This is a genomic window from Pseudarthrobacter sulfonivorans, from assembly GCF_001484605.1.
Lineage (GTDB): Bacteria > Actinomycetota > Actinomycetes > Actinomycetales > Micrococcaceae > Arthrobacter > Arthrobacter sulfonivorans_A.
In genome coordinates, this window is record NZ_CP013747.1 from 1092330 (window position 1) to 1118405 (window position 26076).

Below are 26076 nucleotides of genomic sequence, written 5' to 3' on the forward strand. Positions count from 1 at the left end.
GCAGACGAAAGCAGGAAAGATGTCGACGGCGACACCAGCACCGGACGCGGATAACGCGCACGACGGCGGGGCCTCCTCCCCCGCTATGCATGAACGCGTTCTCGAGGCGGTTGGCTCTGCCATCGCGTCCGGGAGCCTCCCTCCGGGCAGCCGGCTGACCCTTGAGGGCCTCCAGCAGGAGTACGGCATCTCCCGCACCGTTGCGCGGGACAGCATGAAGGTCCTGGAGTCCATGAACCTGGTGTATTCGCGCCGGCGGGTGGGCATCGTGGTCCAGGAGCGCAGGTTGTGGAATGTCTTCGATCCCAAGCTGGTGCGTTGGCGCCTGGGCTCTGTCCGGCGCGATATCCAGTACAGCAGCCTCACGGAGCTGCGCATCGCCGTCGAGCCCATTGCGGCTGCCGGTGCTGCCCGCCGGGCGAGCGCCGCGGAACGGGCCAGGCTGGTTTTCCTGGCTGCGGAGCTGCGGCGGCTGGGCGAAGCGGGCGAACTCGAGGCGTTCCTGGCCGTCGACATCGAGTTCCACTGCCTGCTGCTCGAAAGCTGCGGCAACGAGATGTTCACAGCGTTGGAAGGCATGGTGGCCGAGGTGCTCACCAGCCGGACCAAGCAGGGACTGATGCCCTTCAAACCGCGGCCCGAAGCGTTGCAGGCCCACGAGGATGCTGCGGCGGCAGTGGCCCGGGGGGACGCGGTTGGCGCGGAGACCGCCGTCCACCACATCCTGGACGAGGTCCGGAACGCGATGGGCCTGCACTGACTCTTTCGGGACGCCTCGTTAGTGAGTAGCCTGCAAGTAGGGGCTCATGCAAAGGGTCCAAACATGCCGTGAAGACAAATCTGTGAGGTGAAAAATGGCCATCACCGGACATTCACGAATAGGGACTGCCTCAACCGCTGCTCCCCCTGTAGTGCCGCGGCGCAAAGGCTCCATGGTGGTCGGCTGGCTCACCTCCACCGACCACAAAGTCATCGGGTACATGTACCTGATCGCCTCGTTTGTGTTCTTCCTGATGGCCGGAGTTATGGCCCTGCTGATCCGGGCCGAACTCTTCGAACCCGGCATGCAGGTCCTGCAGACCAAGGAACAGTACAACCAGCTTTTCACGATGCACGGCACCATGATGCTGCTGATGTTCGCCACCCCGCTGTTCGCCGGCTTCGGCAATGTCATCATGCCGCTGCAGATCGGCGCTCCCGACGTCGCGTTCCCGCGGCTGAACGCCCTGGCCTTCTGGTTCTTCCTCTTCGGCTCCACCATCGCCGTGTCCGGCTTCATCACCCCGCAGGGCGCTGCGGCATTCGGCTGGTTCGCCTACGCGCCATTGAACAACACCACCTTCACCCCTGGCATCGGCGGTGACCTCTGGGTCTTCGGCCTGGCGCTGTCCGGATTCGGCACCATCCTGGGTGCGGTCAACTTCATCACCACCATCATCTGCATGCGCGCCCCGGGCCTGACCATGTGGCGGATGCCCATCTTCACCTGGAACACACTGGTCACGGCCATCATGGTGATCATGGCATTCCCGCCGCTGGCCGCGGCCCTGTTCGCACTGGGGGCGGACCGCAAGTTCGGTGCCCACATCTATGACCCGGAGAACGGCGGCGCTATTCTCTGGCAGCACCTGTTCTGGTTCTTCGGCCACCCCGAGGTCTACATCATTGCGCTGCCGTTCTTCGGCATTGTGTCCGAGATCTTCCCGGTCTTCAGCCGCAAACCGATCTTCGGCTACAAGGGTCTTGTCTACGCCACCATCGCCATCGCAGCCCTGTCCATGACCGTGTGGGCGCACCACATGTACGTGACCGGTTCGGTGCTGCTGCCGTTCTTCGCCTTCATGACCATGCTGATCGCGGTGCCGACCGGCGTGAAGTTCTTCAACTGGATCGGCACCATGTGGCGCGGCTCCCTGACGTTCGAGACTCCCATGCTGTGGGCCCTCGGCTTCCTCATCACTTTCCTCTTCGGCGGCCTGACTGGCATCATCCTGGCTTCACCGCCGCTGGACTTCCACGTCTCCGATTCCTACTTCGTGGTGGCGCACTTCCACTACGTGGTGTTCGGCACCGTGGTGTTCGCGATGTTCGCAGGCTTCTACTTCTGGTGGCCTAAGTTCACCGGCAAGATGCTCAACGAGCGCCTCGGAAAGATCCACTTCTGGATGCTGTTCCTGGGCTTCCATGGGACCTTCCTGATCCAGCACTGGCTGGGTGTCAAGGGCATGCCCCGCCGCTACGCGGACTATCTGGTGGAGGACAACTTCGCCTGGATGAACCAGTTCTCCACCATCTCGTCATTCCTTCTCGGCGCCTCGACAATTGCGTTCTTCTGGAATGTTTACATCACGGCGCGCAGCACGGAGCGCGTTGAGGTGGATGACCCGTGGGGCTTCGGAGCCTCGCTCGAGTGGGCAACGTCCTGCCCGCCGCCGCGCCACAACTTCATGTCCCTGCCCCGGATCCGTTCGGAACGTCCCGCCCTGGACCTCCACCACCCCGAGCTCAGCGTCCGCGCGCACGACACCTCCCACAGCCCTGCCGCGGCCGCTCTGGGTGCTGCGGATATCGGCGAAAAGGACGTACGCAATCCGAACCCGGACGAGTGACCGGGGATTGAGCCTGTAGAAACCTAAACCGAGCGGCCCACAGCCTGGACCGCCAGCAGGAACTTCACGCCGGACAAACCCGGCGGCCAGCATGGCGCCGCGGATCGCCTCCATCTCGCGGTTCCACGTCGGCGCGATGCCACTGAGGTGCCAGTCCATGTGGACGCGGGTGACCAGGCGGACCGCGTCGTGTTCCTGACGGCCGACGGCATCCACGAGGTAGTCCCACAGCTCCGCGGGCCGTTCCAGGCAGCGTTTGCCGCGCGGTGTGAGCACCAGCCGTGCGTGCGTCTCGCGGTTTCCCTTGCCCATGATGGGATCGCTCCAGCCGAGCTCGTCCATGGCGCGCTTGACCATGGCGGGCTTCAGGTAGCCGTCCTTGGTGAGTTCCAGGCCGTCCGGAGCGGCGTTTTCCAACAGCCAGCGGACCGGCAGCAGCACGGCGTCACGCTCCGCGTCGGCGAGTGGCTGCGGCCACCATTGGAGGCTGAGCAGCCGGAGTTTTGCGGTTGGCGGCCTGACGGTCGAACGTTGCGGGGGCGAAGTGGCTGCCGTACTCGCCCGTCACGCCGAAGATCCAGGACGTCGCATCCGCGTGTTCCGGATGCTCCGGGTCCGCCACGATCTGCAGCAGTCGCTGGTAACCGTGGGGCCCGCCGGAGTCCTCCACGGGTCCGCGGGTGGCGCCATCCACGCACAGCAGTTCCCCGGCCGGAAGGTCCGCCGAACCAAGCACCTCCACGTGATGCGTCCAGCTATCGCCAAAGTCGTACTCGTATTCCAGCGCGCTTCCCGGCTTTTGGGCATCCAGCAGTTCGGAAAGGACGACGCCGGAGGCCGGCTCTGCGTCCAGATCTTCCGTGAGGTCCTGGGGACCCACAATCTCCCGCGGCTTTCCGGCGCGGTCCACGCAGCGGACGGCGTAGAGGTGGCTGTTTTCCCAGCCGAAGGCGGCCTGGACCGCGAGGTGGAACTCGGGAACCGTCAGCGTCAGGGGGACCTGCAGCCTTCGCCAGATCAACGGTTCGGTGTCCGTAATGCTGATCTGCAGGTCGAAGGCGGGAACGGAAAGTTGCATGGAGGCAATCTGCCAGAGTGCGGCCGGGGATCCGTCATGGTGCAGGCTCAACGGACCCAACTGACTCAACTGACTCAACCGCATAGGGTTTGGTGGCCGACCGCCGCAGCGGATGACGCAGGCGCACCTGGTACGGGCCGTTCCGGAACGTGGCGCGGGGGTCCAACTGGACAAGCACGAGTGGTTCGTCGCTGGCGGAGTCCAGCCGCACCACGATGCCGTCGCGCCGCCCGTCCACCCACAGCGGGGTAGCCGGCTCCACGGCGGTTTCCTTAAAACGTTCCCTATACTCGTGCCCTGCGGCCAGGAAGAGTATCCCATGGGCCAGCCCAATGACTTTCAGCGGGACCACGGCGTCAGGCGGTGGGGGTTCGGGGGTGGGCCGGGCTTGCTGGTGGTATTCCTGCGCAGCTGACGCCCTGGCTGCCTTCGCGTGCCGGTTGCATTCCGCGCACCGGGTTCGCTCCCCCACAGCGGCCAATAGGGTCACAAGCAGTCTTCTGGGGGCGTGGTCCCAGCTGTCGGCCACCACCGGACACCACGCCGTGTGATAGACCGTCCCGTATTTCATCACATAGACCTGGTCATCGCCCAGTACGGGCACCCCCTCCCGGCGGGCGGCGGGCTCCACCGGCTTGAGCTCGCCGAGGCCTCTGGTCTCTGCGTGGGCGGGGCGGCTGCCGTTGACGTACTTGCGGATGAGCGGACTGAGTTGACGTTTTGGTATTGGCACGAAGTGCGGGCCTCTCTGTGCAGCGGGATGGACTCGATCACCCCCCTGCTTGCCCACTGACTATCTTGAAGGGGTTTCTCGCAAGTTGCCAGTCGGGCGCTTTGAAGCACATCCGGGTTAACAAAAGCAGGGCCGGTCTAATGACCGGCCCTGCTTTGAAAATGAAACCCTAAGGCCCCAGAATCTCTAAAGAATTAGAGTGCCTGGATGTTGACGGCCTGGGGACCCTTGGGGCCCTGCTCGGTTTCGAAGGAAACCTTCTGGTTCTCTTCGAGTGAGCGGAAGCCGGAAGAGGCGATCGCGGAGTAGTGAGCGAAAACGTCCTGTGAGGAGTCATCGGGGGAAATGAAGCCGAAGCCCTTTTCAGCGTTAAACCATTTGACGGTACCAGTAGCCATTATTTTTGTCCTTCGTGAAGGTGGAGGAAAAGTCCCGACTTTCGGGTCCTCCGGTGTGGGGTGTTCAAAACCGCTACTTCAGAAAGACGCGGACTTTCGACCGCGCGTACTGCCTGAACTACCAACCGCATAAACACAACAACAGGATCAACACTACAGGAGATTTTCGGAACCATTTACCACCGGCCAACGAGACGGGTGGCTGAGCCTCCACGATCCGGTGGTTGAGCCTGTCGAAACCCAGGCGTACCGTTCTCCCATGGGACCAATTCGGGCCATTCTTCTACCGGGCGCTGTACTCCCCGCCCAGGCCGCCTTCGGCGGACTCATCGCAGCCCTCGGGCCGGATGTCCAGGCAATCGCCAAGGATCTCGAGCTCTACGCGGAAGATGGGCCGCCGGCGGACTGGAGCCTGGACACAGAGATCGACGGCGTGCTGCGCGAAGCCGATACCCGGGGATGGGAGACGTTCCACTTAACGGGCTATTCAGGTGGCGGCGCGGCGGCGCTGGCGTTCGCTGCCAAGCACCCGGGCAGGCTGCTGAGCCTGGCGCTGCTGGAACCTGCCTGGGCCGGGAACTGGGACTGGAGCCCTGCGTACACGGAGCTCCGGAAGAAGTACGAGCAGCTGGAAACACTCCCGCCGGAACAGTTCATGTCCGCCTTCATGAGGCTGGGAGTTAAGCCCAACGTCGTCCTTCCGCCACCGCCGGATCCCCCGCCGCCGTGGATGGCCAACCGGCCGGCGGGTATCAGGGCGTTCCTGCGGACCTTCAAAGACTATGACCTGGAGAGGGCGCGTTTGGCTGCCTTTCGCCAGCCCGTCTACTTCGCCTTGGGCGGCCTGAGCAATCCCCATGACTACGGCGATATTGCCAGCCGACTGTCGAGGGTCTTCTTCCCGGACTTCCACCTGGAAGTGTTCCCCAAGCGCCACCACTTCGACCCGCCACACCGGATCGAGCCCGAGCGGCTGGCTGAATTGCTCCGGCGGCACTGGGAGCAGGCGGAAGCCGGCACGGTGGCTGCGCCTGTCGAAACCGAGCCTCTCGAAACCCGCGGTGGTTGACCCTATTCGTTCGGGCGCACAGATTGCTACGCTTGCTACGGAGGTAACCATGACGACAATCCCACACCGGGAACTGCGCAACCAGAGCAGCAAAATCCTGGAGCGCGTTAAGAACGGCGAAACGATCGACGTCACGAACAACGGCGAAATAGCCGCTACATTGATCCCACCGTCGGCGTCACCCTTTGAGCGGTTGTTGCTGGCGGGCCAGGTCCGCCCAGCCGCCAAGGGGCCGGTCGATTTCCAGACGCTGCCGCGCGTCCCGTCCGAAGCAGGCACTGCTGAGATCCTGGCTGACCTCCGCGGGGACCGGTGATCATCTATCTGGACACGTCGGCTGTCCTCAAGCTTGTGGTCGAAGAGCCAGCATCATCCGCGGCCGCCCATTACCTCTCAACCGCGGCAGCCCAGGGCCACCAGCTGGTGGCTTCGATGCTCCTCTATACGGAACTTCATTGCGCGGCCCATCGTCGCGGATTTCCCGGCGAGCCCGTCAATACGGTCCTCGGCGCCATCAACCTGGTCGATCTTGCCCGTTCGGACCTTATGTACGCGGCAGCCCTGCCCGGCAAGCTCCGGAGCGCCGACGCCATTCATCTGGCGGCAGCCATCCGGCTGCAGTCCGACGTCATGGTGGCGTATGACGCCGAGCTCCTGGCTGCCGCCGTCGAGGCCGGCCTGAACGTCCTCTCCCCCGGTGGTTGAGCCCTGCCGAATCCGGAACCGCCGGCCTCGACGGAAATTGTCACCGTCCCCGTGTAGCTTAGGAATAACAGCCCCCGCACCGAGGACGCCATGGATTTCTACGCCATTAACGCACTGCGTGAGAACCACGCGGGGTGGTCCCTGCTCCGCGCTCAGAACGCCCCGCTGGCCGTCAGTTTCTTCATCAAGGCCTTCACCGGGCCTAACCAACGGGACATCGGCCGGCAGGAACTCATTGACCACCTCGATGATGTCCTGTTCGGCCTCCGTCGAATCCGAGCCTGGCGAAACTCCCGGTGGCCTGTCCTTTCCAAGAACACGGAAGTAATCTGGAGTCTCCAGACCGGTCACAATCACGGGAGATGCCATTACAATCCCGCACCGAACTGAATCCCCTGCCAGGCCATACGAACGCGCGGGCAGCAGGAAAAGTAACGTCCTTCAACCGAGGGAAGACCATGAGTACAGAACCGGCCCCCAGCCCTGATCCCGGCCAAGGTGCTAGCGGCATCCCGCCGGAGAACGCCGGCACCCGCAGTCGCATCGCCGTTACGCGGGCTGGAATGGCCTGGGCAGCGACGGTGGCGGCACTGATCCTGCTGATCCTTCTGATCATCTTCATCGTCCAGAACCAGGACGACATGACGGTACGGTTCATCGGCCTCGAAGGCACCATCGCATCCGGTGTCGCGCTGTTTATAGCTGCTGTGGGAGGCGGCGTGCTCGTCGCTGTTGCCGGCGCTGCACGGATCCTGCAGCTCAGATCCCGCACGCGGCACCAACTGCCAGCCCCTCCCCGGACTGACCGGCGGGCCTGAGCGCTTTGACTGGCGCCGGCGAGGGCGGCAGCTTGGCGTCGGAGCCGGATGTTTACGATTCTTTCCAAGGCATCCAGCCACCGGAACATCAAAATCCGCAAACTGGCCGACGACATCCTCGCCACGCTCCCCGGAGGGCCTTCCCGCACACACTTCGAGCCCTAGCCGCAACCGTACAAATGCCGTACCTTGACTGACGGAGGTACAGACGATGGCAAGCACTAAAACACGGCGCTTGGAATTGCGCACGGATGAGACCACGGATGAGTTAATCACGGAGGCTGCCGACCTTCTGCACGTGTCCAAGTCGGCGTTCGTCACCGAGGCCGCCCGGCAGGCCGCACAAAAAGTCATCTTGCGTTCGGACATCACTCTCATGGCACCCGAGGTCTTCGACGCCATGATGGCATCGCTGAACGCTCCGGACGAATCCGCAGAACTCGCCGCACTCGCCCACCTGCCGCGGCTTATCGGCCCATGAACAAACCGACTTTTCACACCACGAAACTGGCCCCCGGGTATGACCTGGGGGCCTTTGACTGCGGCGAAGCCGCCTACAACGAGTGGCTGACGGACCACTCGGTGCAAGCCGTGGAGGCCGGTTCGAGCATGGTCTACCTTCTTCTGGAGGGCAGCCCTGAAACGGACGAGCGGGTGGTCGGATACTTCGCGATCTGCCCCACCTTGGTAGTCCGCGACGGCATGCCGAAACCGCTCCAGCGAAAAGAACTGCGCAATGGCCCAGGGTGGCTCTTGGCCAAGTTGGCCCTCGATAGTTCCCTGCGCGGCGACAAGGTCAACCAGTGGGGCTGGCAGCTTCTGCGGGTGGCACTGGAGACAATCATGGATGCCGCGGAGCTCGGTGGTGGCCAGATCATCGTGGTCGAGGCCGACAATCCTGGCTTGGTGGGCCGGTACACCCGCCACGGATTTATCCCAACCGGAGGCGATAACCTGAGGCTTCACATGAAGGTTGCAACAGCCAGGGCGTACCTCCGTTCTGCCAACGGGCCGGAAGCGTGAAGGACACTCCGTCCACCACGCCGCGCTCCTTTAGCCTGCAGCGTGAATGGTCCGGGGCATTCACGCTGATGCTGCTGGCCCTGTTCATCGGCGCGGCGGTCACTGTCGTCGGAGTCCGGTTTGTGGTGAACGAGATGGAAGCTGCCACCGCCCGGCTCCAGGCCGAGTACGGCAGTGTCGCGGAGCTGACGGCCGCCCTTGAGACGCATGAGCAGCTGGGACACCAGTTGCTCGCGGCGGCACCCGTGAACCGGGAGGCATTTGTCCTGGAACAAAAGGAAATTGAGGAGCTCTTCCGGGCGGCCGCCGCAGCCGAGGCTGCGGACGAAGGCCGGCCCGATGCCCTGTCCGCGGCACAGCAGGACTGGCAGGCCGGCCTGGAGAACGGTGGCCTCTGGAGTTCCAACGTTCTGGAGCTCACGGGAAACAGTGCGGCTAACGCCCCTGCCTTCGCCGCTGCCAGCTCGTCCGTCCGGACGCAGCTGGCCGCCATCCAGCAGTCCTCCCTCCAGGCGCTGAACAGGGGGCTCGTGGACACGCGCGAGCTCGAAGGCCTCCTGGTGGTTGGCCGGATCGGGCTGTTCGTGGTGGCCATCGGCGCCACCCTGTACTTCCGCCGCCGGGTGGTCAAGGACCTGATGTGGCCCGTCAACAGCCTCCGACGGGGCGTCCTGAAGCTGCAATCCGGCGACTACAGCCACCGCCTGGACGTGGCCCGGCGCGACGAGCTGGGCGAGGTGGCCGTGGCGTTCAACGGGATGGCCGCATCGCTGCAGGACAGCCATAAAGCCCTGACGCACCGTGCCACGCACGATGACCTCACCGGGCTCGCCAACCGTGCGGCCCTGGCCGAGCGTCTGCTGGCGTCCTTCGAGCCGGACAGCGACCGCCGGACGCGGCACGAGGGCCTGCTGTTCATCGACATCGACGATTTCAAGGACGTCAACGATTCCTTGGGCCATGAGGGCGGCGACGCGCTGCTGGCCCAGCTGGCCGAGCGGCTGCGGGCCAGCGTCCGCAGCCACGACTTGGTGGCCCGGCTGGGAGGCGACGAGTTCGCCGTCGTGGTTTTGGATAACGACGACGGCACTCCGGCAACGGGGCCCGTCGCCGAGCGGATCTATGAGGCTCTTAGCGAGCCGTTCGTGATTGGTGACCGCTCGTTGCGGGTGTCACTGAGCATGGGGGTCGCGCAGCGCACCGCGGACACCGCGGACGTGACGGAGCTGCTGCGGCAGGCCGATTCGGCCATGTACCGGGCCAAGCTCGGCGGCAAGGCCCGGTACGAGGTCCACGGCGGGGAATCACCGGTGGTCGAGCCTGTCTAGACGACTGCGTTGACCGCAGCATCACCGTTCAACACGCGCGCGATGTCGCCCACTACTGTCGTCCCCATCGCGGCGTTCGACATGTCGGTGAATGCTCCGATATGCGGCGTAAACAGCGTGCGGGGGGCTTTCAGCAGCGGATGATCCGCGGGCGGGGGCTCCGGCGTGAAGGCGTCCGCCGCGTATCCCCCGAGCGCTCCTGAGCTGAGCGCCTCGGCGATCGCAGGGCCATCGACGAGGTCGCCGCGTGCCGCGTTGACCAGAAGCGTTCCCGGCTTCAGTCGTTGCAGAACGTCCCCGGAGACAATCGGGGTGCCATTGGGGGCGCTGGGCAGGTGCAGAGTGATCACGTCGCACAGCAGGAAGATCTCGTCGAGCGAGGCAGGTGTTACTCCTGCGGCGTGCATCACCTCAGCCGGCACAAACGGGTCGTGAGCGAGGAGCCTTGGCCCGAACCCTTGGGCCCGCCGCGCGACGGCCTGCCCAATGCGGCCAAACCCCACAACGCCCATGGTCCGCCCGGACAGCTGCGGGCCGAAGAATCGGTCCCATCGGCCAGCCATTACGCTCGCATGTGCCGGCACAATCTGGCGCGCAAGGGCCAGCAGAAGTCCGAGCGTGAGGTCCGCCACGGCGTCCGAGTTGCCACCCGGCGCGTTGACCACCGTGATACCTCTCTTGCGGGCTGCTTCCAGATCGATGTTGTCTGTGCCCACACCGTGCTTGGCGATCACCCGGAGCCGCGGCGCGGCATCCATGACCTGCGCATCCACAATGTCAAGACCCACCAAGAGCGCGTCGCAAGAGCCGACCTGTTGGGCCAGGTCCGCCGTGCTCAAAGGGTGCTGACCGGACGCACGCCGCGCCTGCAGTCCGTGCCGGCGCAGTTCGTCCCAGGGCTCCTCCGAGTGTTGTCCGAAGCTCGGCGTGGTGATGAGAACGTCACCCAGTGCAAGGCCGGGCCCGTCTTCCAGGTCCGTCATCGTCTGTCCCCTCAGGCTGTTCTTAACCAATTTTCACTCCGAACACCTGCGTGATCGTGTAGATGCCCAGCGCAGTGATGGCGAGGCTCGAAAGTACCAGCATGCCTGTGTTGAGCATGCCCCCGCGGAAGCGCTCCGGGACCTCGCGGCGCAGGTGCCAGGTAGCGAAGACGACGGCGACAAGGAAGATTCCGCTGGCGATCCCGCCGATTTGGACCATGAGCAGCGGGGACTGGATGAAGAGGAACGAGACCGCCCAGATCGGCGGGAGGATGAGGACCAGGGCGCGGATGGTGCGCTGACGCTGTTCAGGGTTGCGCCAGTCGATGACTCCCAGCAGTCCCAGCGTGTTGGCCCACAGCCGTGGGACGCTTGCGCAGGATGCGAGGAAGGTCTTGGCAAGGATGACTGCCGCGGCAATCAGGAAGAAGACTCCGCCCCAGTCGCCGAGCACGCTGCTCCAGACCTTCGAGAGAGTGCTGATCATCTCCATGCCCTTGGGCACCAGCCCCTGGGGGTGCAGCACTGCGGCGCCGATGATGTAGAAGGCCAGAGTGCATGCAGTACACACAACCCAGCTCAGCAGGACATCGAGCTTCAGGACTTTCAGCCATCCCTCAGCGCGCTTGGCCCGCGCCTCGCTGCCATCATCCGGACCGATCCAGCGCGCGTACCCCTTCTCCAGGCACCAATACGTGTAGGTCGTCATCTCGTCGGCCCCGACGCCCGTCAGTCCGAACATGGCGACGGCGATGCCGATCGTGCCCACCGGGATGGCGAAGGCGAGCCCGGTCGCAAGGTCCACGGGGCCGTAGGAGAACTCCGTGAAGGGCAGGCCCACGGCGAGTGCGACGGTGGCCAGCGTGGTGAACGCGATGGCGATGACAGCGATGCGTTCAATGAGGCTGTAGCGGTTCAGGTACACCACGCCGACAGTCACGATCAGGATGATGACAGTCCAAATGAGGAGCGACGGGAAGCTCAGCGGCTTGTCCACGATCGGAAGGAGTAGCGAACAGGCAGTCACCGCCCCGCCGATGATCCCTCCGCGCTGGAGCATCTTGGCGATGTCCATGCCGATCCACAGAACGTTGATCCAGCTGATGCGGCCGATTTTTGGCCCCACCTGCGCGTAGCCTTCGAGGGCGGTCTTGCCGGAAAGAATGGACCAGCGGGCGAGCTCCAGTTGCACCCATACCTTCACTGCGGCGCTGATAATCACCAGCCAGAGGAGGACAAAGCCAGCCTGGGCACCGAGGGCGGTTGTGGTGATGAGCTCACCGGATCCGACAACCGCGGCGGACAACAGCATCCCGGGACCGAGGTAGCGGAACCGCCCACGGAAGGTTGTTGGCGGCTCCAGGGCGTCTTCTTTACGGAGCACATAGGGGTCGGGCACGCCCGGGGGCGTAACGGTTACTGTCGTCGCTGACATGGGACTCCTTGATATGGGACCAAACGGCCGCCGCAGATCGAAATATGGGTTGGGATAAACAGGGGAAAAATGAGGTGAAGCGGACGCACGTCATCGGTGCGAAGTGTGTGGATCCATCGATGCGTGTTCGACGGAAAGTGTCATGCCTGACGCGGGTCAGAAAGTTTCGGGTCAGCCCTTAGTGTTGACGGCGCTGGTGGCGGCGGCGAGATGGGCCTTGGCGATCTGTTCCAGGTGGGTGAGGTCCGAGGCGATGGTGGTGAACGTGTAGCCCTGGCTGAGCCGAAGTGCGGCCACGTCCCCCGCGGGTGTGTGGATGCCCGCGGCGATGCCGGCGGAGGCTGCGGCCTCGGCGATGGTCTTCAGCGCGGCGTTGAATTCGGTTTCGATCGCGGGGTCCCCGGGGAATGCCCCGCCCACGGCGATGGCCAGGTCTGACGGGCCCACATAGATGCCGTCCAGGCCCGGGGTAGCGCAGATTTCCTTGACGTTGGCCAGACCGTCCGGTGTTTCGATCATGGCGAACACCAGCGTGGTGGCGTTGGCTTCGGCCGGCACCGGCCCGATCCGCAGGGCGGAGCGCATGGGTCCGTAGGAGCGTCCGCCCATGGGCGGGTACTTGGCTGCGGCAACGGCGGCGGCCGCATCAGCTGCCGTATTGACCAGCGGAACGATGACGCCCACGGCACCGGCGTCCAGGGCCTTTCCGATCGCGGTCAGGTTGTTGTCCTCCACCCGGACCATGCCGACGGCGGTGTGCCCGGCGTCGATGGCCATCAGACCGTTGAGCACACCCGAGTAGCCGAGCAGACCGTGCTGCGCGTCGAGTGCCACGTAGTCGTAGCCGAGCCGGCCGATGCGTTCGGTGGCCACGGGCGCGTCCAGCACTGCCCAGTAGCCCACCGCCTGTTCCCGGGCGCGGATCTTGCGGGCGAATTCGAGGGCCAGTTCGGATGTCATACGGAATCTTTTACCTTCAGGTCGGGTGTTCGGAAAAGCGGATCGGGATAGGTAATGCAGGAAGATATCCCAGAATGCGTCAGCGGTTGTAGGCGGGCATCGGGCCGCGGAGTCCGGCTCCAACGGCGTCGCACGCCTCCACGACGTCGGCCGGGAGCGGCCCGTTGGCCACCGCGGCGATGTTGGCCTGGAGCTGTTCCACCTTGGAACCGCCCAGCAGCATGGAGCCCACGCCGTCGCGGTAGGCCAGCCACCGCAGCGACAGCTCGGCAAGCGTGATGCCAAGCTCCTTCGCAACAAGGGAAAGTTCGTTAATGGCGTCGAACAGCTGCCGGTCCCAGTAGCGCTGGGTGTACATGGCGGCAAGTTTGGAGTCGCCGTAGCGGCCCTCGGTGGGCTTGGCCTCGAAGCTGTGCTTGCCGGTGAGCAGGCCGCCGCCCAGGGGGTTGTAAACCATGGTGTGGACATTGTGCGTGGCCGCGAATTCGAGGTACTCCTCCTCAACCCGGCGCGCCACCAGGTTGTACAGCTGCTGCGCGACGACGGGCCGCGGCGCCCCCACTTCGCGCGCCACGTGGATGACGTCGGCGATCTGCCAGGCGGCGAAGTTGGACACACCCAGGGCGCCGATCTTCCCCTCGGCAACCAGCTCCGCCACCGTGGACAGGGTCTGGTGCAGGGGCGTGGCCCGGTCCGGCTGGTGCAGGTAGAACAGGTCGATGCTGTCCACGCCGAGCCGGCGGAGGCTGCCCTCCACACTGCTGCGCAGCCCGGCCGGGGACAGGGGTGAGTTCGCTCCGTGGTCCGGGTGCGGCATGCCGGCCTTGGACGCGAGGATGACCTCGCCGCGCCGTTCCTTCAGGAGGCGGGACAGCATTTCCTCCGTGGCTCCCCCCACATAGGCGTTTGCGGTGTCGATGGTGGTGATGCCGGCGTCGAGCGCCTCCTCCACCATCCGCCCCGCGGTGGCCTCGTCAACGGTGTCGCCGAACGTCATGGTTCCCAGTACCAGCCGGGAGATGGGGAGTCTCAGGCCGTCCACCTGGGTGCCTTCGGGCTGCTTGCTCATGCGTTGATTCCTCGAGGTTGCTGTGCTTGGTAGATCGGACCATGACGCTATCGCTGATCTCCGGCCGTGTTCCCCATCACTCTGGCATCTTTGCGCGTAACGCGCAAGTCGCTTAGCGCAATTCGTGCAACCGTGTCATGATGTAAGCATCCCGCTTCCGGCGGGGTCACAGCCAATGACGTACCCATGGAGAGGAACAACGTGGCTCACGTGTTTGTGCAGGCCGACGATTTCTCCGGCGCCGCCGAGGTTGGCTACTGCTTTGTGGAGCACGGGCTCTCTACGCAGGTCTTGCTGGGAACGCCCGACGGCGGCGCCTCCTCGCCGGGGAACGTCACCGACGTTGTAGTAGTCGATACACACTCCCGCGGCCTTCCCGAAGCCGCCGCCGAAGCGCTGGCGACCGAGGCTTTCTCAAGTTCCGCCGCTTCGGAGGCTCAGGTGTCCTTCAAAAAGACCGATTCCCTGTGGCGCGGCAACATCCGCGCCGAGGTTGCCGCGCTGACAGGCCTGGGCTATCACGCGGTCATTGCCGGGGCACTCCCCCAGCTGGAACGTTCGGTCCGGGACGGAAAGCCGTTCGCTGCCGGGGTCCCCCTGGGGCAGACCGAGCTGTGGCAGGCCGAGATTTCCGCGCCGCCCGCTGACATCCTTTCCCTTCTCAGCCCGGACAAGGCTGCCTCGGTGCAGACCGTGGACCTGGCCGAGCTTCGGTCCGGATCACTCGCCGCGAAGCTGGCCGGAAAGCTGGAATCCACCGAACCAACGCTGGTGGTGGTTGACGGCGAAACGGTCCCGGACCTGCAGATCGTAGTGGACGCCCTGCTGGAGCTTGGCTTCAGCGCCGGTGGCAGGCGCGTGGTGCTGGTGGGCACCGGCGGAGCAGCGGACACGCTCGCGAAGCGGCTGGCCGCACAACTTGCGCGAAATGCGCAGGCGGCGGCAAGAGCTGACGCGACCAGTGCGGAACGGAAGCTCACCGCCAGACCCGTTCTCGCCGTCGTCGGCTCCGCCTCCGGGACTGCGCAGAAGCAGCTGGCTCAATTGGAGGACCGCGGCTTCACCGTGGTCCGGCTCAACCCGGACTCCGCAGACACAGCCGGTGCTTATGCCGCCGAACTGGCCCAGGTTTGGCGGTCCTTGGCAGCCGGAACCTGCGTGGCTATCACGGTTGCCGCCGCAAAAGTGGACCCGTCAAACGCCGCGCGCATTGTCCAGGCGCTCTCCCGCTTCGCCGCACAGGCAGCAACGGAATCGGGCGCGGACCTGATCCTCACCGGCGGCGAGACGGCCCGCGAAGTCCTGGACGCCGTCGGCCTCCAGCGGCTGGTGCCGCTCGCGGCCGTGCAGCACGGCGCTGTGCTCAGCCGCGCCGATGACGGAACGCTGGTGGGCACCAAGCCCGGCAGCTTCGGCGATGACCTCGCCCTTGTACAGCTTTACAACGAAATCCGGGAGCGCCGCGGCCAGTCCGCAGACGCGCCCGCCAACACCCTTCCCAGCAAGACTTCCGAAAGACCTGGAGCAGAAATGACCACCGCAGCAGCAAACAAGACCGAGCAGGCCGCCCTCCCCCATATCGCCGTCACCATGGGCGACGGCGCCGGTGTTGGACCCGAGGTGGTGGTGGCCGCGGTCCTGGACCCGCAGAGCAACGCCGAGTGCCGGCCCGTGGTGATCGGGGACGCGCTGCGCCTCCGCCAGGCCGCGGACATCCTGGGCATCGAGGCAGATATCCGGACCATCGCCTCGGTGGAGGACGCGGTGTTCATGCCGGGCCGGGTGAACGTGATCGACATGGCGCTGCTGCCGGAGGACCTGCCCTGGGGCCAGCTCTCCCCCGTGGCCGGGCACGCTGCCTATGAATACATCCGGGTGGCCAGCGAGCTGGCCATGGCCGGGAAGGTGCAGGCCATCTGCACCGCGCCGCTGAACAAGGAGGCCCTGCACGCCGCCGGGCACATCTTCCCCGGGCACACCGAACTGCTGGCGCAGCTGACCGGGACCGAGGAAGTGTCCATGATGCTCTCGACGCCCAAGATCCGCGTCATCCACGTGACCACGCACATCGGGCTGATGGACGCCATCCGCAAGATCAACCCGGACCTGGTGGAACGCACCATCCGCCGCGGCCACGAGGCCCTGATCCGCGCCGGCATCCCGAACCCGAAGATCGGCGTCTGCGCCATCAACCCGCACGCCGGCGAGAACGGGCTGTTCGGCCAGGGCGAGGAAGCCGAGAAGATCGAGCCGGGAGTGAAGGCCGCGCAGGCCGCCGGGATCGACGTCACCGGCCCGCTGCCCGCGGACACGCTCTTCTTCCTGGCCGGCCGGGGCGATTACGACCTGGTGGTGGCCATGTACCACGACCAGGGGCACGGCCCCGTGAAGGTGCTGGGCATCGAGGCCGGCGTGAACATCACCGTGGGCCTGCCTGTCATCCGCACCTCCGTGGACCACGGCACCGCCTTTGACATTGCCGGCAAGGCGATCGCCGATTCGCGCAGCATGGTGGAGGCCCTGCACCAGGCGGCGGAGATGGCCACCCGGCCCGCCGTGGTCGGTGGTTGAGCCTGTCGAAACCCGGTACGGCCGGGGCCGGAACTAGCATGGTAACCACGCCCACGGGAAGGAAACCGGGAATGCTGTCGGCAAATGCCAGGCGCGAGGAGATCTACCACCTCGCCGTCACCACCGGCCTGGCCTCCGTGGAGGAACTGTCCGCCCGGTTCGAGGTCACGGCCTCCACCATCCGCCGCGACCTGGCGCTCCTGAACGGGCAGGGCCGGCTGGCCCGCACCTACGGCGGCGCCATGGCCCTGGGCGCCCACCCGGAAGCGTCGCTTCGACAGCGCACCGGCGAGGCCTTTGAGCAGAAGCACGCCATCGCCCGCTGGGCGGCGTCCGTGATCCGGCCCGGGGAAAACATCCTGCTCGACGCCGGCTCCACCGTGGGTGCCCTCGCCCACGAGCTGCGCGCTTTTGATCGGTTATCCGTGACCACGCCGGGCATCAACACCATGCAGGAACTGGCCGAGTCCCAGGGCATCGAGGTGGACTGCCTGGGCGGCCGGCTGCGGAGCCTGAGCCAGAGCTTCGTGGGTCCGCTGGCCGAGGCAGCCCTGGAGCGGATGAGCTTTGACCGCGTGTTCCTCGGCGCCGACGCCGTCACCGCCGAGGACGGCATCTGCGAGGCCGACCACTCCCAGACCCGCCTCAAGGAACTCATGGCCCGACGCGGCAATCTTGTGTATGTCCTGGCGGACTCCTCCAAGCTCGGCCTGCGGCCCTTCCACGCGTGGGCGCGGCTCGCGCTCCCCTGGACGCTGGTAACGGACGACGGCGCCGACCCGGGTCAGGTGCAGAAGTTCCGGGACGCAGGGGTCGACGTTGAGGTGGCCGCCGTCGGTGGTTGAGCCTGCCGAAACCCGCGGTGGTTGAGCCTGTCGAAACCACCGGTTGGCCCATGAGCCAGACCTTCCCGCGGCCGATGTAGGGGAAGCCAAGGAAAGCCTGCCGCCAGGAAAGGAATGCCGCGTGGGCTGCCGAGATCGAGCCCGACACATTCCTTGCATCACTTAGCCATTGCACTTAGTGTTCCTCCCGTGTTACTTTGCCATATGGCTAAGTATCCGCAGCTGAATAGCGTCTTCCAGGCGCTGGCCGACCCCACCCGCCGTGCCGTGCTGGGGCGGCTGGGTGAGGGCCCTGCAAGCATCAGCGAGTTGGCAAAGCCTTTCGATATAACGTTGCCCTCCTTCATGAAGCACATCCACCTTCTGGAGGAGAGCGGCTGGATCCAGACGCGCAAGGAGGGCCGGGTGCGCACTTGCGTCATCGAAAAGAAATCGTTCGCCGTGGTCGAAGCCTGGCTGTCCGAACAACGCGACATCTGGGAAGGCCGCACTGACCGGCTTGAGCACTTCGTCACCACCACCCATGAAAAGGAACAGGAACAATGAACTCAGCCACACACCCGGATCTCGATCTGACAATTTCGCGAATCATCAGCGCGCCCCGCTCCGTCGTTTGGGGGGCCTGGACGGACAAAGCGAGCTTCGAGCAATGGTGGGTGCCTGCGCCTGCCGCCTGCAAGGTCCTGGAAATGGACCTCCGGCCCGGTGGATCATTCCTCACCCAGATCAGCGAGAACGGCGGCGAGTTCATGCCGCACATCAGTGGCTGCTTTCTCGCAATCGATGAACTCGAGCGAATCGTCTTCACGAATTCCCTGGTCGGCGGCTGGCGACCGGCTGAAGATCCATTCATGACCGCGATCATCACACTGAAGGACCACCCGGAAGGTACCGAATACGTCGCCAACGTGATGCATCGCAACAACGCAGACCGGAACATGCATAAAGAGATGGGCTTCTACGACGGGTGGGGTACCGTCACGAGGCAACTCGCCGAACTAGCAGAGCAGCAGGCGCTGTAGACGCCCGCGGTGACGCGGCCCTCGGGACGCGCGGCTCGCGCTGCCCGGGACCCTGCTAACGGACGACGGCGCCGACCCGGCTGAGGTGAAAAGTTCCGGGATGCGGGGATGGCGGTTGAGGTAGCGGAGGTGCAGGGTCGGGCGTAGCATCCTGCCACGGGTATCAACGCCACGAAGATCACCAAGGACGCGCTCACCGCAGACTTCCGGATCCTGGACTACGTCACGACGCCGGGATCCCACGTCAGCACGAAGACCTCCTTCGCGATCCAGGACGGAGTAGCTGGGCTGCAGGTAAAGGGGTAGGGCCTGTCGGAACCCCGGTTTGGTTGAGCACCGAAACCGCGCCTGCGGCATCCATGGCTATGGAGAGACGGCAGCGACATTCGCGGTGGAACCGGAGCCTGAACTTCCTACCGCTATGGGAGCCTGCACTGCGTTGCCCCATTCGGTCCAAGAGCCGTCGTAGTTCCTCACCCTGTCCATGCCCAGCAGGAAAGTCAAGGCAAACCACGAGTGGCTTGAACGCTCGCCGATGCGGCAGTAGGTGATGACTTCATCGTCGGCTCGAAGGCCTACTTCGTGGAAGTAGATCTCCTCGAGTTCCCGCCGCGGCCGGAAAGTCCCATCGTCGGAAACAGCCCGCGCCCACGGGACATTGCGCGCCCCGGGGATATGCCCGCCGCGGAGGACACCCTCCTGGGGGTAATCGGGAATTGACGTGCGCTCACCCGTGTATTCCTCAGGGCTGCGGATGTCTATCAGCGGTAGGCCGATATGTTCCTGGACGTCACTCTTAAACGCCCGGATGGAGGCGTCGTCGCGCGTGACCACCGGATACGGCGTTGCGCTCCTGGCGGGCGGCGGCGCTGTCTCCAGAGGACGCCCTTCGGAGATCCAGGTTTCACGTCCGCCGTCGAGCAAGCGGACGTCAGGATGGCCAAAGAGACTGAACACCCAGAGCGTATAGGCAGCCCACCAGTTGTGCCTGTCACCATAAATGACAACGGTGCTGTCCCGTGAAATACCGCGGGACGTCATCAGATTGGCAAATTCCTGCCCCGTCAAATAGTCGCGCATCACCTGGTTGTTCAGGTCCGTATGCCAATCAATTTTCACTGCCGACGGTATATGGCCCACTTCATACAGCAGCGGATCCTCGTCAGATTCCACGATGACCAGCCTGCGGTCGGCCATGTGCTGCACAAGCCATTCGGCGGTGACCAACCTGTCGGAATGTGCGTACTCTGCGATTCGGTCAGAATTGTCTGGAGGTAAGGCTTGCATTGAGGTCCTTTGATGGGATTGATAGCCCGTCAGCGAAAAGACCTCCCCCTTGCCAACCTGTTCACCCAGGAACAGGGACGGGAGTCAATTCACGAGCTTTGATTCATGTTTTCGCGCCCGGTGCGCTCGAAGATTTGCCGGGTTGCCGCAGATTTTCACGTCATGCCAAACGCCGCTGTTGTTGCGTGAACGATCAAAGAACGCAACCCTGCATTTTTCGCTGCGGCATAGTTTGAGCCGGTGCCAGGTTCCCGCGAGTTGGGCCTGGAAAATCTCTGTCATGGCCAGGGACTCGATGTGCCCGGCGCCCGCTCCCTGCGGTTCTGCCTGGAGCATTCCATTGGATTTGAGCTTCAAGGACGTGGCGGCTGTCCAGACTGTGGGCAGGGCGTCGACGTCGGAACCGACGACGGCGTCAGGGTCCCCTTCGGCGTTTAGCGTGCCTGCAAGTTCGTCACGAAAGTACCGCAGATGTTCCAGGTCGCGTTCCGTAAGTCTGACTTCGACATAGCGCCTGCCGGTTGCCAGTGCCCACTGTTTCAGCCCCGCGTCCACCCAGGCTTGGGCGAGCCCAAGGTCAAGCAATAAATCGGACCTTCGCGGCTTTCCGGCGGATTTCGTGTTGAGCAGGTCATGCACAAAACCGAGCCCCCCAGGAGCACTTTCCATGTCATAGCGCTGCGTCGCGTTCCAGTCGCTCACTGCATCCTCTTTCGCCGACTTCTAGGGCACTTGGCCATCCACTATGTTAAGTGCGATCAGCGACCTTGAAATTCCAACACAGGGCGTGGCCTTCCCGCTTTCAGGGCTTCCACTGCCGAGTTCAGCCCCGCCTGGGTGTCTTCGCGGTCAAACAAGGGCATGGCGATATCAAACATGGCTTGGTCTGCCGCAGCGACGCCGCCCAGCGACCAGGTCCTCAGGAGCGCCTTATGCGCAGCGTATGCCCGTGTGGCGCCGGTGGCGATTCGCTGCGCAAAAGCCAAAACTTCCTCCCGGAGCTTGTCGTCGGAAACGACGCGGTTCACTACTCCGGCCCGGCTCATTTCAGACGCCGGTACTTTCTCCGAGGTCATCGCCCATTCTGCTGCCCGCGCCTTGCCTGCCCTCTCTGCCACCCGATAGATTCCGCCCAGGAGAGTAACGATGCCAAGAGTTTGCTCCGGATGCCCGAACTCCGCTGACTCTGCGGCAAAGATGAGGTCTGCACGGAGAGCGAGTTCAAATCCACCTCCAAAGCAAAGACCTTGAACTTCGGCAATGACCGGCATGGGCAGCAATTCGAGCTGGTTGAAGACTGACATGTAGCGCTCAAACAAGGCACGCAGTTCCCGCGTTTCGGCGCCCGGCCACGTCATGATGTCACCTCCGAAGCTGAAGTCCGCGCCTTCAGACCGAATGATGACCACACGGGCGTCACTGCTACCGATGGCGGTTATAGCTTCGGAAAGCTCATCCGCCATCTGAAGGTCGATTCGGTTCTGGGGCGGATTGTCCAGGACGATGGTGGCCATCTGATCCTGGACAGTGAACGTGAGGTGGGTCATTGGCTTAGGCCCTTTCGTTGAGGGAGTAGTGGCGAACAGGCTGAGTGCCGCAGGATTCAGTCGGCGGAGTAGAATCGGGATTCACCCACGGCCTTTCCGATCCGCTTACCGAGTTCAGCCGAGAAGCGGAGTGCCGCGTCAAGCGGTCGGTGGTGGATGGCGGCTGAGACTATCTGACCGTTCTCGTCCTTGGTGAGGATGGTGATTCCGTAGAGTTTGAGACCGCCGAAGGCCGTCGCCTGCCACTCAAGATAGGTGCGCGGACCATTAATGGTTTGCTGCGTGAACTCCAATGATTCGTAAATGGAGCTGGCTGCGCTCATCACCGTTTTGACGTTCTCCCGGCCGGTGATCGGAGACCGGATGACGGAAGCCTCAAGGACAACGTCGCGGTGGAAGGCCTCGCCAAAGTCGTCCGCGGACTTGCTGGCAAAGGCGTTGATCCAGCCTTGAGCGTCGGCTCCGCCGGGTGCAGCGGCAGATGCTTCAGAAATTTCTTGGAGGAACCGGCCGATGAGTCCGGCCACGTTCTGGGGCTGCTGGACGTGGGGCCAGTGGCCCGCCCCGCTGAGTACTTCCTCCTGGACGTACTGGAATCGTGGGGCGACCGCTGAAGATACCAGTTCGGCGGTGGCGAAAGCGTCGGCTTCACCGCGGATTATTAGTACAGGTGAGCTAAATTCACTCTTCTCAGGGGCGTCCGGGATCCCCTCGTTCCAGCAGTCGACGAGGTGGGTCACCACTTCCGGGCGGATGCGGCTGCCTATATAGGTGAGCTTGTCCAGCCCGAATTCGTTCAGCCCGCCGCCCAGGTACATCCGAACCCCGCGCTGTGCTTCTACGTTGCCACCGAGCTGCCGGAAGGAGCTGACAGCTTCCTCGGGAAGGTGCGTCCCTGCCAAGGGAACGGGGGTAACGAATACTGCGCCCAGCACCTTGTCCGGGTGGCGGACACCCACGAGCTCGGCTACGAGCGTTCCCATGCTTTGCGCGACGAGTACTACGGGCTTGTCCAGCCCAGCCACGACGCGAGCGACGTCGTCGGCATACCGCTGCAGACTGTAGGGGCCCTCATCCCCGCTCCGGTCCCCCATCCCTGCCAGGTCCAGCCTCAGCAACTGGGCGTCCGCGGTGGCGAGTTCGGAGACGACGTCGTCCCAGACAGTCTGATCGTCCAGGAAACCGTGGATGAAAAGCACGGCCACATCGCCGCTGCCAGTGGTTGTCAGGGAGGGATCCTGCTCCTGCAACTGCTCAATTACGGTAGTCACTTACTGCTCCTTGGTGAGGGTCGATCCGGACGCCGACCAGGCTGCTGTATTAATTGGCGACCAGTCATCCGGCTGACCGTCCAGCCGTGCCATGCGCTGCTTGTGCTTGGACTTGAGGAGCTCGTCCTCAAGGGGTGTGGTGAACACGTTTTCAACCAAGGTGTATTCAGCCGCCAGCCGGCCCACAGCCGTGACCGCCGCAGTGTCAATCCGCCCCCGTTCCAGGTACAACTCGTCCTTGACGTGGAAGCGGACCACTTCGCCCCAGACGACGTGATCGTTCATGTCTCCCACTGGGATGATGCGGTTGACGATGCATTCCATCGCGATCGGCGCGTCTTTGATCCTGGGTGCTGTCACGGCCTGTGAAGCCTCTTTTTCAAGCCCAACCGCCTCAAACTCGTCGATTCCCGAGGGGAATTCGAAGGCTGAGGAGTGCAGGGCGTGAGCCTGTGGAAGCGTGGCCACGTTGACCACGAAGTTGCCCGTTTCGCGAATGTTGACGAACGTGTCCTTGAGTGTCGTGCCGTCTGAGCGTGGCTGCAGCGAGATGGACACCATGGGCGGCTTCCGTCCCACAGCCGTGAAGAAGGAGATGGGCGCAAGATTGGCCACACCCTCTTCGGAGATCGTGCTCACCCAAGCGATGGCCCGGGGAATGATGCTCCCGATGAGGAGTTTGTAGGAGTCTGTGGCGTCGAGGTCCGCGCTATTGATGATCATGGAGGGCCTGTATCTTTCCCTGTCAGTGTGTGTGTTGGCGTTCCCAAGAGGAAACGCGACCTGAGGCTGCATCGGCGCGGCCTGCGGTGGAGGAAGTGTTAGAGCTTTGTAGAATCAGCAACTGAAGTAAGCGTACCTAGTTTACCTATGTCATTCAAGAGCATTGATCCAGAATTCGAAAATGCCTCAGGATGGCGGTCACGCCCCGGATCAGGGACCGCAACTAGCGCTCCAGCACAACAGCGAGGCCTTGCCCCACCCCGATGCAGATGGCGGCAACTCCAACCCCTCCCCCGCGGCGCTTCAGTTCCCGTGCCAGGTGGATCAGGACGCGGGAGCCGGACGCGCCCAGCGGGTGTCCCACGGCCAGCGCGCCACCGTGAATGTTCACCTTCTCCGGATCCAGGTCAGGCCACAGCCGCAGGCATGCCAGGCTTTGGGCCGCGAAGGCTTCATTGAGCTCCACAACATCGACGTCGGCCCAGGTCTTCCCTGCCCGGGCCAGGGCCTGGTTGGCGGCCTCCACGGGCGCAATGCCGAAGATGTCTGGATCATTGCCGGCCACCCCGCGTGAAACGATGCGTGCCAGGGGTTCCGTTTCCAGGGCGCCCTCACGGCCGATAAGCATGGCTGCTGCCCCGTCATTGAGCGGAGATGAATTGCCTGCAGTGACTGAGCCGCCGTCACGGAATGCCGGAGCCAGGCCGGCCAAGGCCTCCCCCGAGGTGGTGGGCCGGACACCCTCGTCGGTGAGGAGTTGTGAATCCGGATGGGGCACCACCTCGTCGTCGTAGATGCCCTCGGACCAGGCCTTCGCGGCCAGCCGGTGGCTGCGAACGGCGAACTGATCTTGCTCCACCCTCGAAATGTCGAACTTGTCGGCGAGGTTTTCCGCCGTTTCGCCGTTGGAGATGGTCCAGGCCTGGTTCATCTTGGGGTTGACCATCCGCCAACCCAGCGTTGAACTGTGGAGGGTTTCAGGGCCGGCGGGATAGGCCCGCTCGGGTTTTGCGAGGATCCAGGGCGCCCTGCTCATGGATTCGACGCCGCCGGCGACAACCAGATCGGCATCTCCGATTTCCACCGCTCGGCTGGCCTGGATGGCAGCCTCGAGGCCGGAACCGCACAGCCGATTGACCGTGACGCCAGGCACCGACGTCGGAAGCCCGGCGAGCAGGGCAGCCATGCGCGCCACATTGCGGTTGTCTTCTCCCGCACCGTTGGTGTTGCCCAGAATCACGTCATCGATCCTTTGAGTTTCCAGCCCTGGCTGCCTGTCTACCACTTCGCGGATGACATGGGAGGCCAAGTCGTCCGGACGGATGCCCGCCATCGACTTCCCGAATTTTCCGAAGGGGGTTCGGATCCCGTCGTAGATGAAGCTGCTTGCCATCGATCTGCCTTTCATTGCGCGTGGGTGGGGGAAATTTGGGAGGGGGGCCGGCCCGCGGCCATGTGAGGAGCATACGCTAAAAAATCGTTGCAAGACATAGTCTAACCATGTACGCTTATTTCATATCTTGCATCGCAAGGGCTTGGTCTTCCCGCTGGAAGCCAGGACTCAGGCCCTTCAGCCACCACGCAACTGATTCATCACAAGATTCCCCGCGGCGCGCGGCGTGGCTCCCGCGGTTTCACACCTACCCGGCCGCGAACACCGGAGAGAAAAGAGAGACTCATGGCAGAACGACTGGATGTTGAATTCATGGCCGAGGGTGGCATCAAGCTTCGTGCTTGGCTCTACCTCCCGGGTGGGCCGGGGCCTCATCCCGCCATCACCATGGCCCACGGCTATGCGGGCACAAGCGCCCACGGACTCGCTGCGTATGCCTCCCGCTTTGCCGACAACGGATTTGTGGTTCTGGTCCATGACCACCGGAATTTCGGCGCCAGCGAGGGGGAACTCCGCCACGACATCAATCCCTGGCAGCAGATCAAGGATTGGCGCCGGGCAGTGACCTATCTTGAGGGCAGGCCGGAAGTAGACGCCTCCCGCATAGGCCTGTGGGGCTCAAGCTACTCCGGAGGGCACGCCCTGGTTCTGGGAGCCACGGAACAGCGGCTCAAAGCAGTAGTCTCCCAGGTGCCCGCCATCAACGGCCATGTCGCCGGATCCAGGCGCGCGGTAGGCGACGCCAGGACGGCGCTGGAACAGTCCTTCATCGACGACGAAAGGGACCAGGCCGCCGGTAAAGCACCCAGGATGATCGCAGTGGTGAGCAGTGATCCAAGCCAGCCTGCCGCATACCGGCTACCCTCCGCCGTCCGCTTCTACACGCAACCCGGCCCGGAAGAATACGGCTGGGACAACACCGTCACCTTGCAGTCCACCCGGGCAGCCCGCCTCTACGAACCCGGGGTCTGGGCATCAAGGGTATCGCCGAAGCCGCTGCTCTTCATCGTGGCCGCTGACGATGAACTGACCGGCACGGACCTGGCCCTCGAAGCCTACGAACAGGCCCAGGAGCCCAAATCCCTGGTGATGCTTCCGGGGGGCCACTTCGAGCCGTACGTCGAGAACTTTGAAGACTCAAGTTCCGCCGCCCTCAGCTGGTTTTTGCAGCATCTCTAAGCCCCCACCAACTTCAGGGAAAGTGACACA

28 protein-coding genes are annotated in these 26076 nt (G+C 64.0%); 15 read left to right on the top strand and 13 right to left on the bottom strand.

Translation table 11 applies throughout. From position 1 onward, the window contains the following. Positions 1–19: 19 nt before the first annotated feature. Positions 20–760, top strand: a complete 741-nt coding sequence (locus AU252_RS04815; RefSeq protein WP_083510260.1) for a FadR/GntR family transcriptional regulator — start codon at positions 20–22, stop codon at positions 758–760. 94 nt (positions 761–854) lie between these two features. Beyond that, the gene (ctaD, locus tag AU252_RS04820; protein WP_058929745.1) at positions 855–2609 is read left to right on the top strand and encodes an aa3-type cytochrome oxidase subunit I; all 1755 of its coding nucleotides are present in this window, start codon (positions 855–857) and stop codon (positions 2607–2609) included. A 445-nt stretch (positions 2610–3054) separates the two neighbouring features. Here ctaD and AU252_RS04825 read toward each other — a convergent pair whose 3' ends face one another. The 3 genes from AU252_RS04825 to AU252_RS04840 all read right to left on the bottom strand — a co-directional run bounded on the left by AU252_RS04825 (position 3055) and on the right by AU252_RS04840 (position 4818). Next, entirely contained in the window at positions 3055–3687 is a 633-nt protein-coding gene (locus AU252_RS04825; RefSeq protein WP_157768927.1) for a plasmid pRiA4b ORF-3 family protein, read from the bottom strand. A 34-nt stretch (positions 3688–3721) separates the two neighbouring features. Then, complete coding sequence (locus AU252_RS23750) at positions 3722–4420, bottom strand: hypothetical protein (protein WP_157768928.1); 699 nt, start codon at positions 4418–4420, stop codon at positions 3722–3724. Between the two features lie 194 nt (positions 4421–4614). After that, positions 4615–4818: a cold-shock protein gene (locus tag AU252_RS04840; protein ID WP_024365339.1), complete on the bottom strand. Its 204-nt coding sequence runs from the start codon at positions 4816–4818 to the stop codon at positions 4615–4617. Between the two features lie 259 nt (positions 4819–5077). Here AU252_RS04840 and AU252_RS04845 point away from each other — a divergent pair, with 259 nt between their 5' ends. The 8 genes from AU252_RS04845 (at position 5078) to AU252_RS04880 (ending at position 9761) form a co-directional block, all read left to right on the top strand. Then, positions 5078–5887: an alpha/beta fold hydrolase gene (locus AU252_RS04845; RefSeq protein WP_058929749.1), complete on the top strand. Its 810-nt coding sequence runs from the start codon at positions 5078–5080 to the stop codon at positions 5885–5887. A 49-nt stretch (positions 5888–5936) separates the two neighbouring features. Continuing rightward, positions 5937–6203 carry a type II toxin-antitoxin system Phd/YefM family antitoxin gene (locus AU252_RS04850; protein WP_058929750.1) on the top strand — a complete coding sequence of 89 codons (267 nt, stop codon included), beginning with the start codon at positions 5937–5939 and terminating at the stop codon, positions 6201–6203. Next, positions 6200–6592: a type II toxin-antitoxin system VapC family toxin gene (locus AU252_RS04855; protein WP_058929751.1), complete on the top strand. Its 393-nt coding sequence runs from the start codon at positions 6200–6202 to the stop codon at positions 6590–6592. Before AU252_RS04850 ends, AU252_RS04855 begins: the two co-directional genes overlap by 4 nt. Positions 6593–6682: 90 nt before the next feature. Beyond that, positions 6683–6982, top strand: a complete 300-nt coding sequence (locus AU252_RS24965) for a DUF3375 family protein (RefSeq protein ID WP_058929752.1) — start codon at positions 6683–6685, stop codon at positions 6980–6982. Positions 6983–7050: 68 nt separating this feature from the next. Beyond that, complete coding sequence (locus AU252_RS04865) at positions 7051–7410, top strand: LapA family protein (protein WP_346425614.1); 360 nt, start codon at positions 7051–7053, stop codon at positions 7408–7410. 211 nt (positions 7411–7621) lie between these two features. Beyond that, positions 7622–7891, top strand: coding sequence for a DUF1778 domain-containing protein (locus AU252_RS04870; protein ID WP_083510262.1), 270 nt, complete (start codon positions 7622–7624; stop codon positions 7889–7891). Then, entirely contained in the window at positions 7888–8433 is a 546-nt protein-coding gene (locus AU252_RS04875) for an N-acetyltransferase (protein WP_058929754.1), read from the top strand. Before AU252_RS04870 ends, AU252_RS04875 begins: the two co-directional genes overlap by 4 nt. Then, entirely contained in the window at positions 8430–9761 is a 1332-nt protein-coding gene (locus AU252_RS04880) for a diguanylate cyclase domain-containing protein (RefSeq protein WP_058929755.1), read from the top strand. Before AU252_RS04875 ends, AU252_RS04880 begins: the two co-directional genes overlap by 4 nt. On the opposite strand, the gene AU252_RS04885 is transcribed toward AU252_RS04880, so the two are convergent. The 4 genes from AU252_RS04885 to AU252_RS04900 all read right to left on the bottom strand — a co-directional run bounded on the left by AU252_RS04885 (position 9758) and on the right by AU252_RS04900 (position 14208). After that, complete coding sequence (locus AU252_RS04885; protein ID WP_058929756.1) at positions 9758–10744, bottom strand: phosphoglycerate dehydrogenase; 987 nt, start codon at positions 10742–10744, stop codon at positions 9758–9760. The two genes, AU252_RS04880 and AU252_RS04885, sit on opposite strands and share 4 nt — an antisense overlap. A gap of 22 nt (positions 10745–10766) precedes the next feature. After that, positions 10767–12179, bottom strand: coding sequence for an Nramp family divalent metal transporter (locus tag AU252_RS04890; protein WP_058929757.1), 1413 nt, complete (start codon positions 12177–12179; stop codon positions 10767–10769). A 171-nt stretch (positions 12180–12350) separates the two neighbouring features. Further along, positions 12351–13139, bottom strand: a complete 789-nt coding sequence (locus AU252_RS04895) for an HpcH/HpaI aldolase family protein (RefSeq protein WP_058929758.1) — start codon at positions 13137–13139, stop codon at positions 12351–12353. Positions 13140–13218: 79 nt separating this feature from the next. Then, entirely contained in the window at positions 13219–14208 is a 990-nt protein-coding gene (locus tag AU252_RS04900; protein ID WP_058929759.1) for an aldo/keto reductase, read from the bottom strand. Between the two features lie 201 nt (positions 14209–14409). Here AU252_RS04900 and pdxA point away from each other — a divergent pair, with 201 nt between their 5' ends. The 4 genes from pdxA to AU252_RS04920 all read left to right on the top strand — a co-directional run bounded on the left by pdxA (position 14410) and on the right by AU252_RS04920 (position 18646). Then, positions 14410–16779 (top strand): 4-hydroxythreonine-4-phosphate dehydrogenase PdxA, encoded by a 2370-nt coding sequence (gene pdxA / locus AU252_RS04905; RefSeq protein ID WP_083510547.1) that lies wholly within the window; start codon positions 14410–14412, stop codon positions 16777–16779. A gap of 71 nt (positions 16780–16850) precedes the next feature. Next, complete coding sequence (locus AU252_RS04910) at positions 16851–17624, top strand: DeoR/GlpR family DNA-binding transcription regulator (protein WP_058929761.1); 774 nt, start codon at positions 16851–16853, stop codon at positions 17622–17624. A 204-nt stretch (positions 17625–17828) separates the two neighbouring features. Continuing rightward, positions 17829–18170: an ArsR/SmtB family transcription factor gene (locus AU252_RS04915; RefSeq protein ID WP_058929762.1), complete on the top strand. Its 342-nt coding sequence runs from the start codon at positions 17829–17831 to the stop codon at positions 18168–18170. Then, on the top strand, positions 18167–18646 hold the full coding sequence (locus tag AU252_RS04920) for an SRPBCC family protein (protein ID WP_058929763.1): 480 nt from the start codon (positions 18167–18169) through the stop codon (positions 18644–18646). The genes AU252_RS04915 and AU252_RS04920 overlap by 4 nt, the downstream gene beginning before the upstream one ends. 363 nt (positions 18647–19009) lie before the next feature. Here the strand turns inward: AU252_RS04920 and AU252_RS04925 are convergent, their stop codons facing one another. The 6 genes from AU252_RS04925 to AU252_RS04950 form a co-directional block, all read right to left on the bottom strand. After that, positions 19010–19933 carry a sulfurtransferase gene (locus tag AU252_RS04925; RefSeq protein WP_058929764.1) on the bottom strand — a complete coding sequence of 308 codons (924 nt, stop codon included), beginning with the start codon at positions 19931–19933 and terminating at the stop codon, positions 19010–19012. Positions 19934–20017: 84 nt separating this feature from the next. After that, on the bottom strand, positions 20018–20635 hold the full coding sequence (locus AU252_RS04930; protein ID WP_205630636.1) for a CGNR zinc finger domain-containing protein: 618 nt from the start codon (positions 20633–20635) through the stop codon (positions 20018–20020). A gap of 56 nt (positions 20636–20691) precedes the next feature. Continuing rightward, on the bottom strand, positions 20692–21447 hold the full coding sequence (locus tag AU252_RS04935; protein ID WP_205630637.1) for an enoyl-CoA hydratase/isomerase family protein: 756 nt from the start codon (positions 21445–21447) through the stop codon (positions 20692–20694). Between the two features lie 89 nt (positions 21448–21536). Beyond that, on the bottom strand, positions 21537–22751 hold the full coding sequence (locus AU252_RS23025) for an alpha/beta fold hydrolase (RefSeq protein ID WP_083510263.1): 1215 nt from the start codon (positions 22749–22751) through the stop codon (positions 21537–21539). Continuing rightward, positions 22752–23474, bottom strand: a complete 723-nt coding sequence (locus AU252_RS04945; RefSeq protein WP_058929766.1) for a flavin reductase family protein — start codon at positions 23472–23474, stop codon at positions 22752–22754. A 223-nt stretch (positions 23475–23697) separates the two neighbouring features. Further along, positions 23698–24867 carry a thiolase family protein gene (locus AU252_RS04950; RefSeq protein WP_058929767.1) on the bottom strand — a complete coding sequence of 390 codons (1170 nt, stop codon included), beginning with the start codon at positions 24865–24867 and terminating at the stop codon, positions 23698–23700. A gap of 285 nt (positions 24868–25152) precedes the next feature. Here AU252_RS04950 and AU252_RS04955 point away from each other — a divergent pair, with 285 nt between their 5' ends. Beyond that, positions 25153–26046, top strand: a complete 894-nt coding sequence (locus tag AU252_RS04955; protein ID WP_058929768.1) for an alpha/beta hydrolase — start codon at positions 25153–25155, stop codon at positions 26044–26046. The last annotated feature ends 30 nt before the right edge of the window (positions 26047–26076 follow it).

Excerpts from the sequence above, each read along its gene's own strand:
- AU252_RS04815 (WP_083510260.1), top strand. The coding sequence starts at position 20 with ATGTCGACGGCGACACCAGCACCGGACGCGGATAACGCGCACGACGGC.
- ctaD (WP_058929745.1), top strand. The coding sequence starts at position 855 with ATGGCCATCACCGGACATTCACGAATAGGGACTGCCTCAACCGCTGCT.
- AU252_RS04825 (WP_157768927.1), bottom strand. The coding sequence starts at position 3,687 with ATGCAACTTTCCGTTCCCGCCTTCGACCTGCAGATCAGCATTACGGAC.
- AU252_RS04840 (WP_024365339.1), bottom strand. The coding sequence starts at position 4,818 with ATGGCTACTGGTACCGTCAAATGGTTTAACGCTGAAAAGGGCTTCGGC.
- AU252_RS04845 (WP_058929749.1), top strand. The coding sequence starts at position 5,078 with ATGGGACCAATTCGGGCCATTCTTCTACCGGGCGCTGTACTCCCCGCC.
- AU252_RS04850 (WP_058929750.1), top strand. The coding sequence starts at position 5,937 with ATGACGACAATCCCACACCGGGAACTGCGCAACCAGAGCAGCAAAATC.
- AU252_RS24965 (WP_058929752.1), top strand. The coding sequence starts at position 6,683 with ATGGATTTCTACGCCATTAACGCACTGCGTGAGAACCACGCGGGGTGG.
- AU252_RS04865 (WP_346425614.1), top strand. The coding sequence starts at position 7,051 with ATGAGTACAGAACCGGCCCCCAGCCCTGATCCCGGCCAAGGTGCTAGC.
- AU252_RS04870 (WP_083510262.1), top strand. The coding sequence starts at position 7,622 with ATGGCAAGCACTAAAACACGGCGCTTGGAATTGCGCACGGATGAGACC.
- AU252_RS04875 (WP_058929754.1), top strand. The coding sequence starts at position 7,888 with ATGAACAAACCGACTTTTCACACCACGAAACTGGCCCCCGGGTATGAC.
- AU252_RS04885 (WP_058929756.1), bottom strand. The coding sequence starts at position 10,744 with ATGACGGACCTGGAAGACGGGCCCGGCCTTGCACTGGGTGACGTTCTC.
- AU252_RS04890 (WP_058929757.1), bottom strand. The coding sequence starts at position 12,179 with ATGTCAGCGACGACAGTAACCGTTACGCCCCCGGGCGTGCCCGACCCC.
- AU252_RS04895 (WP_058929758.1), bottom strand. The coding sequence starts at position 13,139 with ATGACATCCGAACTGGCCCTCGAATTCGCCCGCAAGATCCGCGCCCGG.
- AU252_RS04900 (WP_058929759.1), bottom strand. The coding sequence starts at position 14,208 with ATGAGCAAGCAGCCCGAAGGCACCCAGGTGGACGGCCTGAGACTCCCC.
- AU252_RS04910 (WP_058929761.1), top strand. The coding sequence starts at position 16,851 with ATGCTGTCGGCAAATGCCAGGCGCGAGGAGATCTACCACCTCGCCGTC.
- AU252_RS04915 (WP_058929762.1), top strand. The coding sequence starts at position 17,829 with ATGGCTAAGTATCCGCAGCTGAATAGCGTCTTCCAGGCGCTGGCCGAC.
- AU252_RS04920 (WP_058929763.1), top strand. The coding sequence starts at position 18,167 with ATGAACTCAGCCACACACCCGGATCTCGATCTGACAATTTCGCGAATC.
- AU252_RS04925 (WP_058929764.1), bottom strand. The coding sequence starts at position 19,933 with ATGCAAGCCTTACCTCCAGACAATTCTGACCGAATCGCAGAGTACGCA.
- AU252_RS04935 (WP_205630637.1), bottom strand. The coding sequence starts at position 21,447 with ATGGCCACCATCGTCCTGGACAATCCGCCCCAGAACCGAATCGACCTT.
- AU252_RS04945 (WP_058929766.1), bottom strand. The coding sequence starts at position 23,474 with ATGATCATCAATAGCGCGGACCTCGACGCCACAGACTCCTACAAACTC.
- AU252_RS04950 (WP_058929767.1), bottom strand. The coding sequence starts at position 24,867 with ATGGCAAGCAGCTTCATCTACGACGGGATCCGAACCCCCTTCGGAAAA.
- AU252_RS04955 (WP_058929768.1), top strand. The coding sequence starts at position 25,153 with ATGGCAGAACGACTGGATGTTGAATTCATGGCCGAGGGTGGCATCAAG.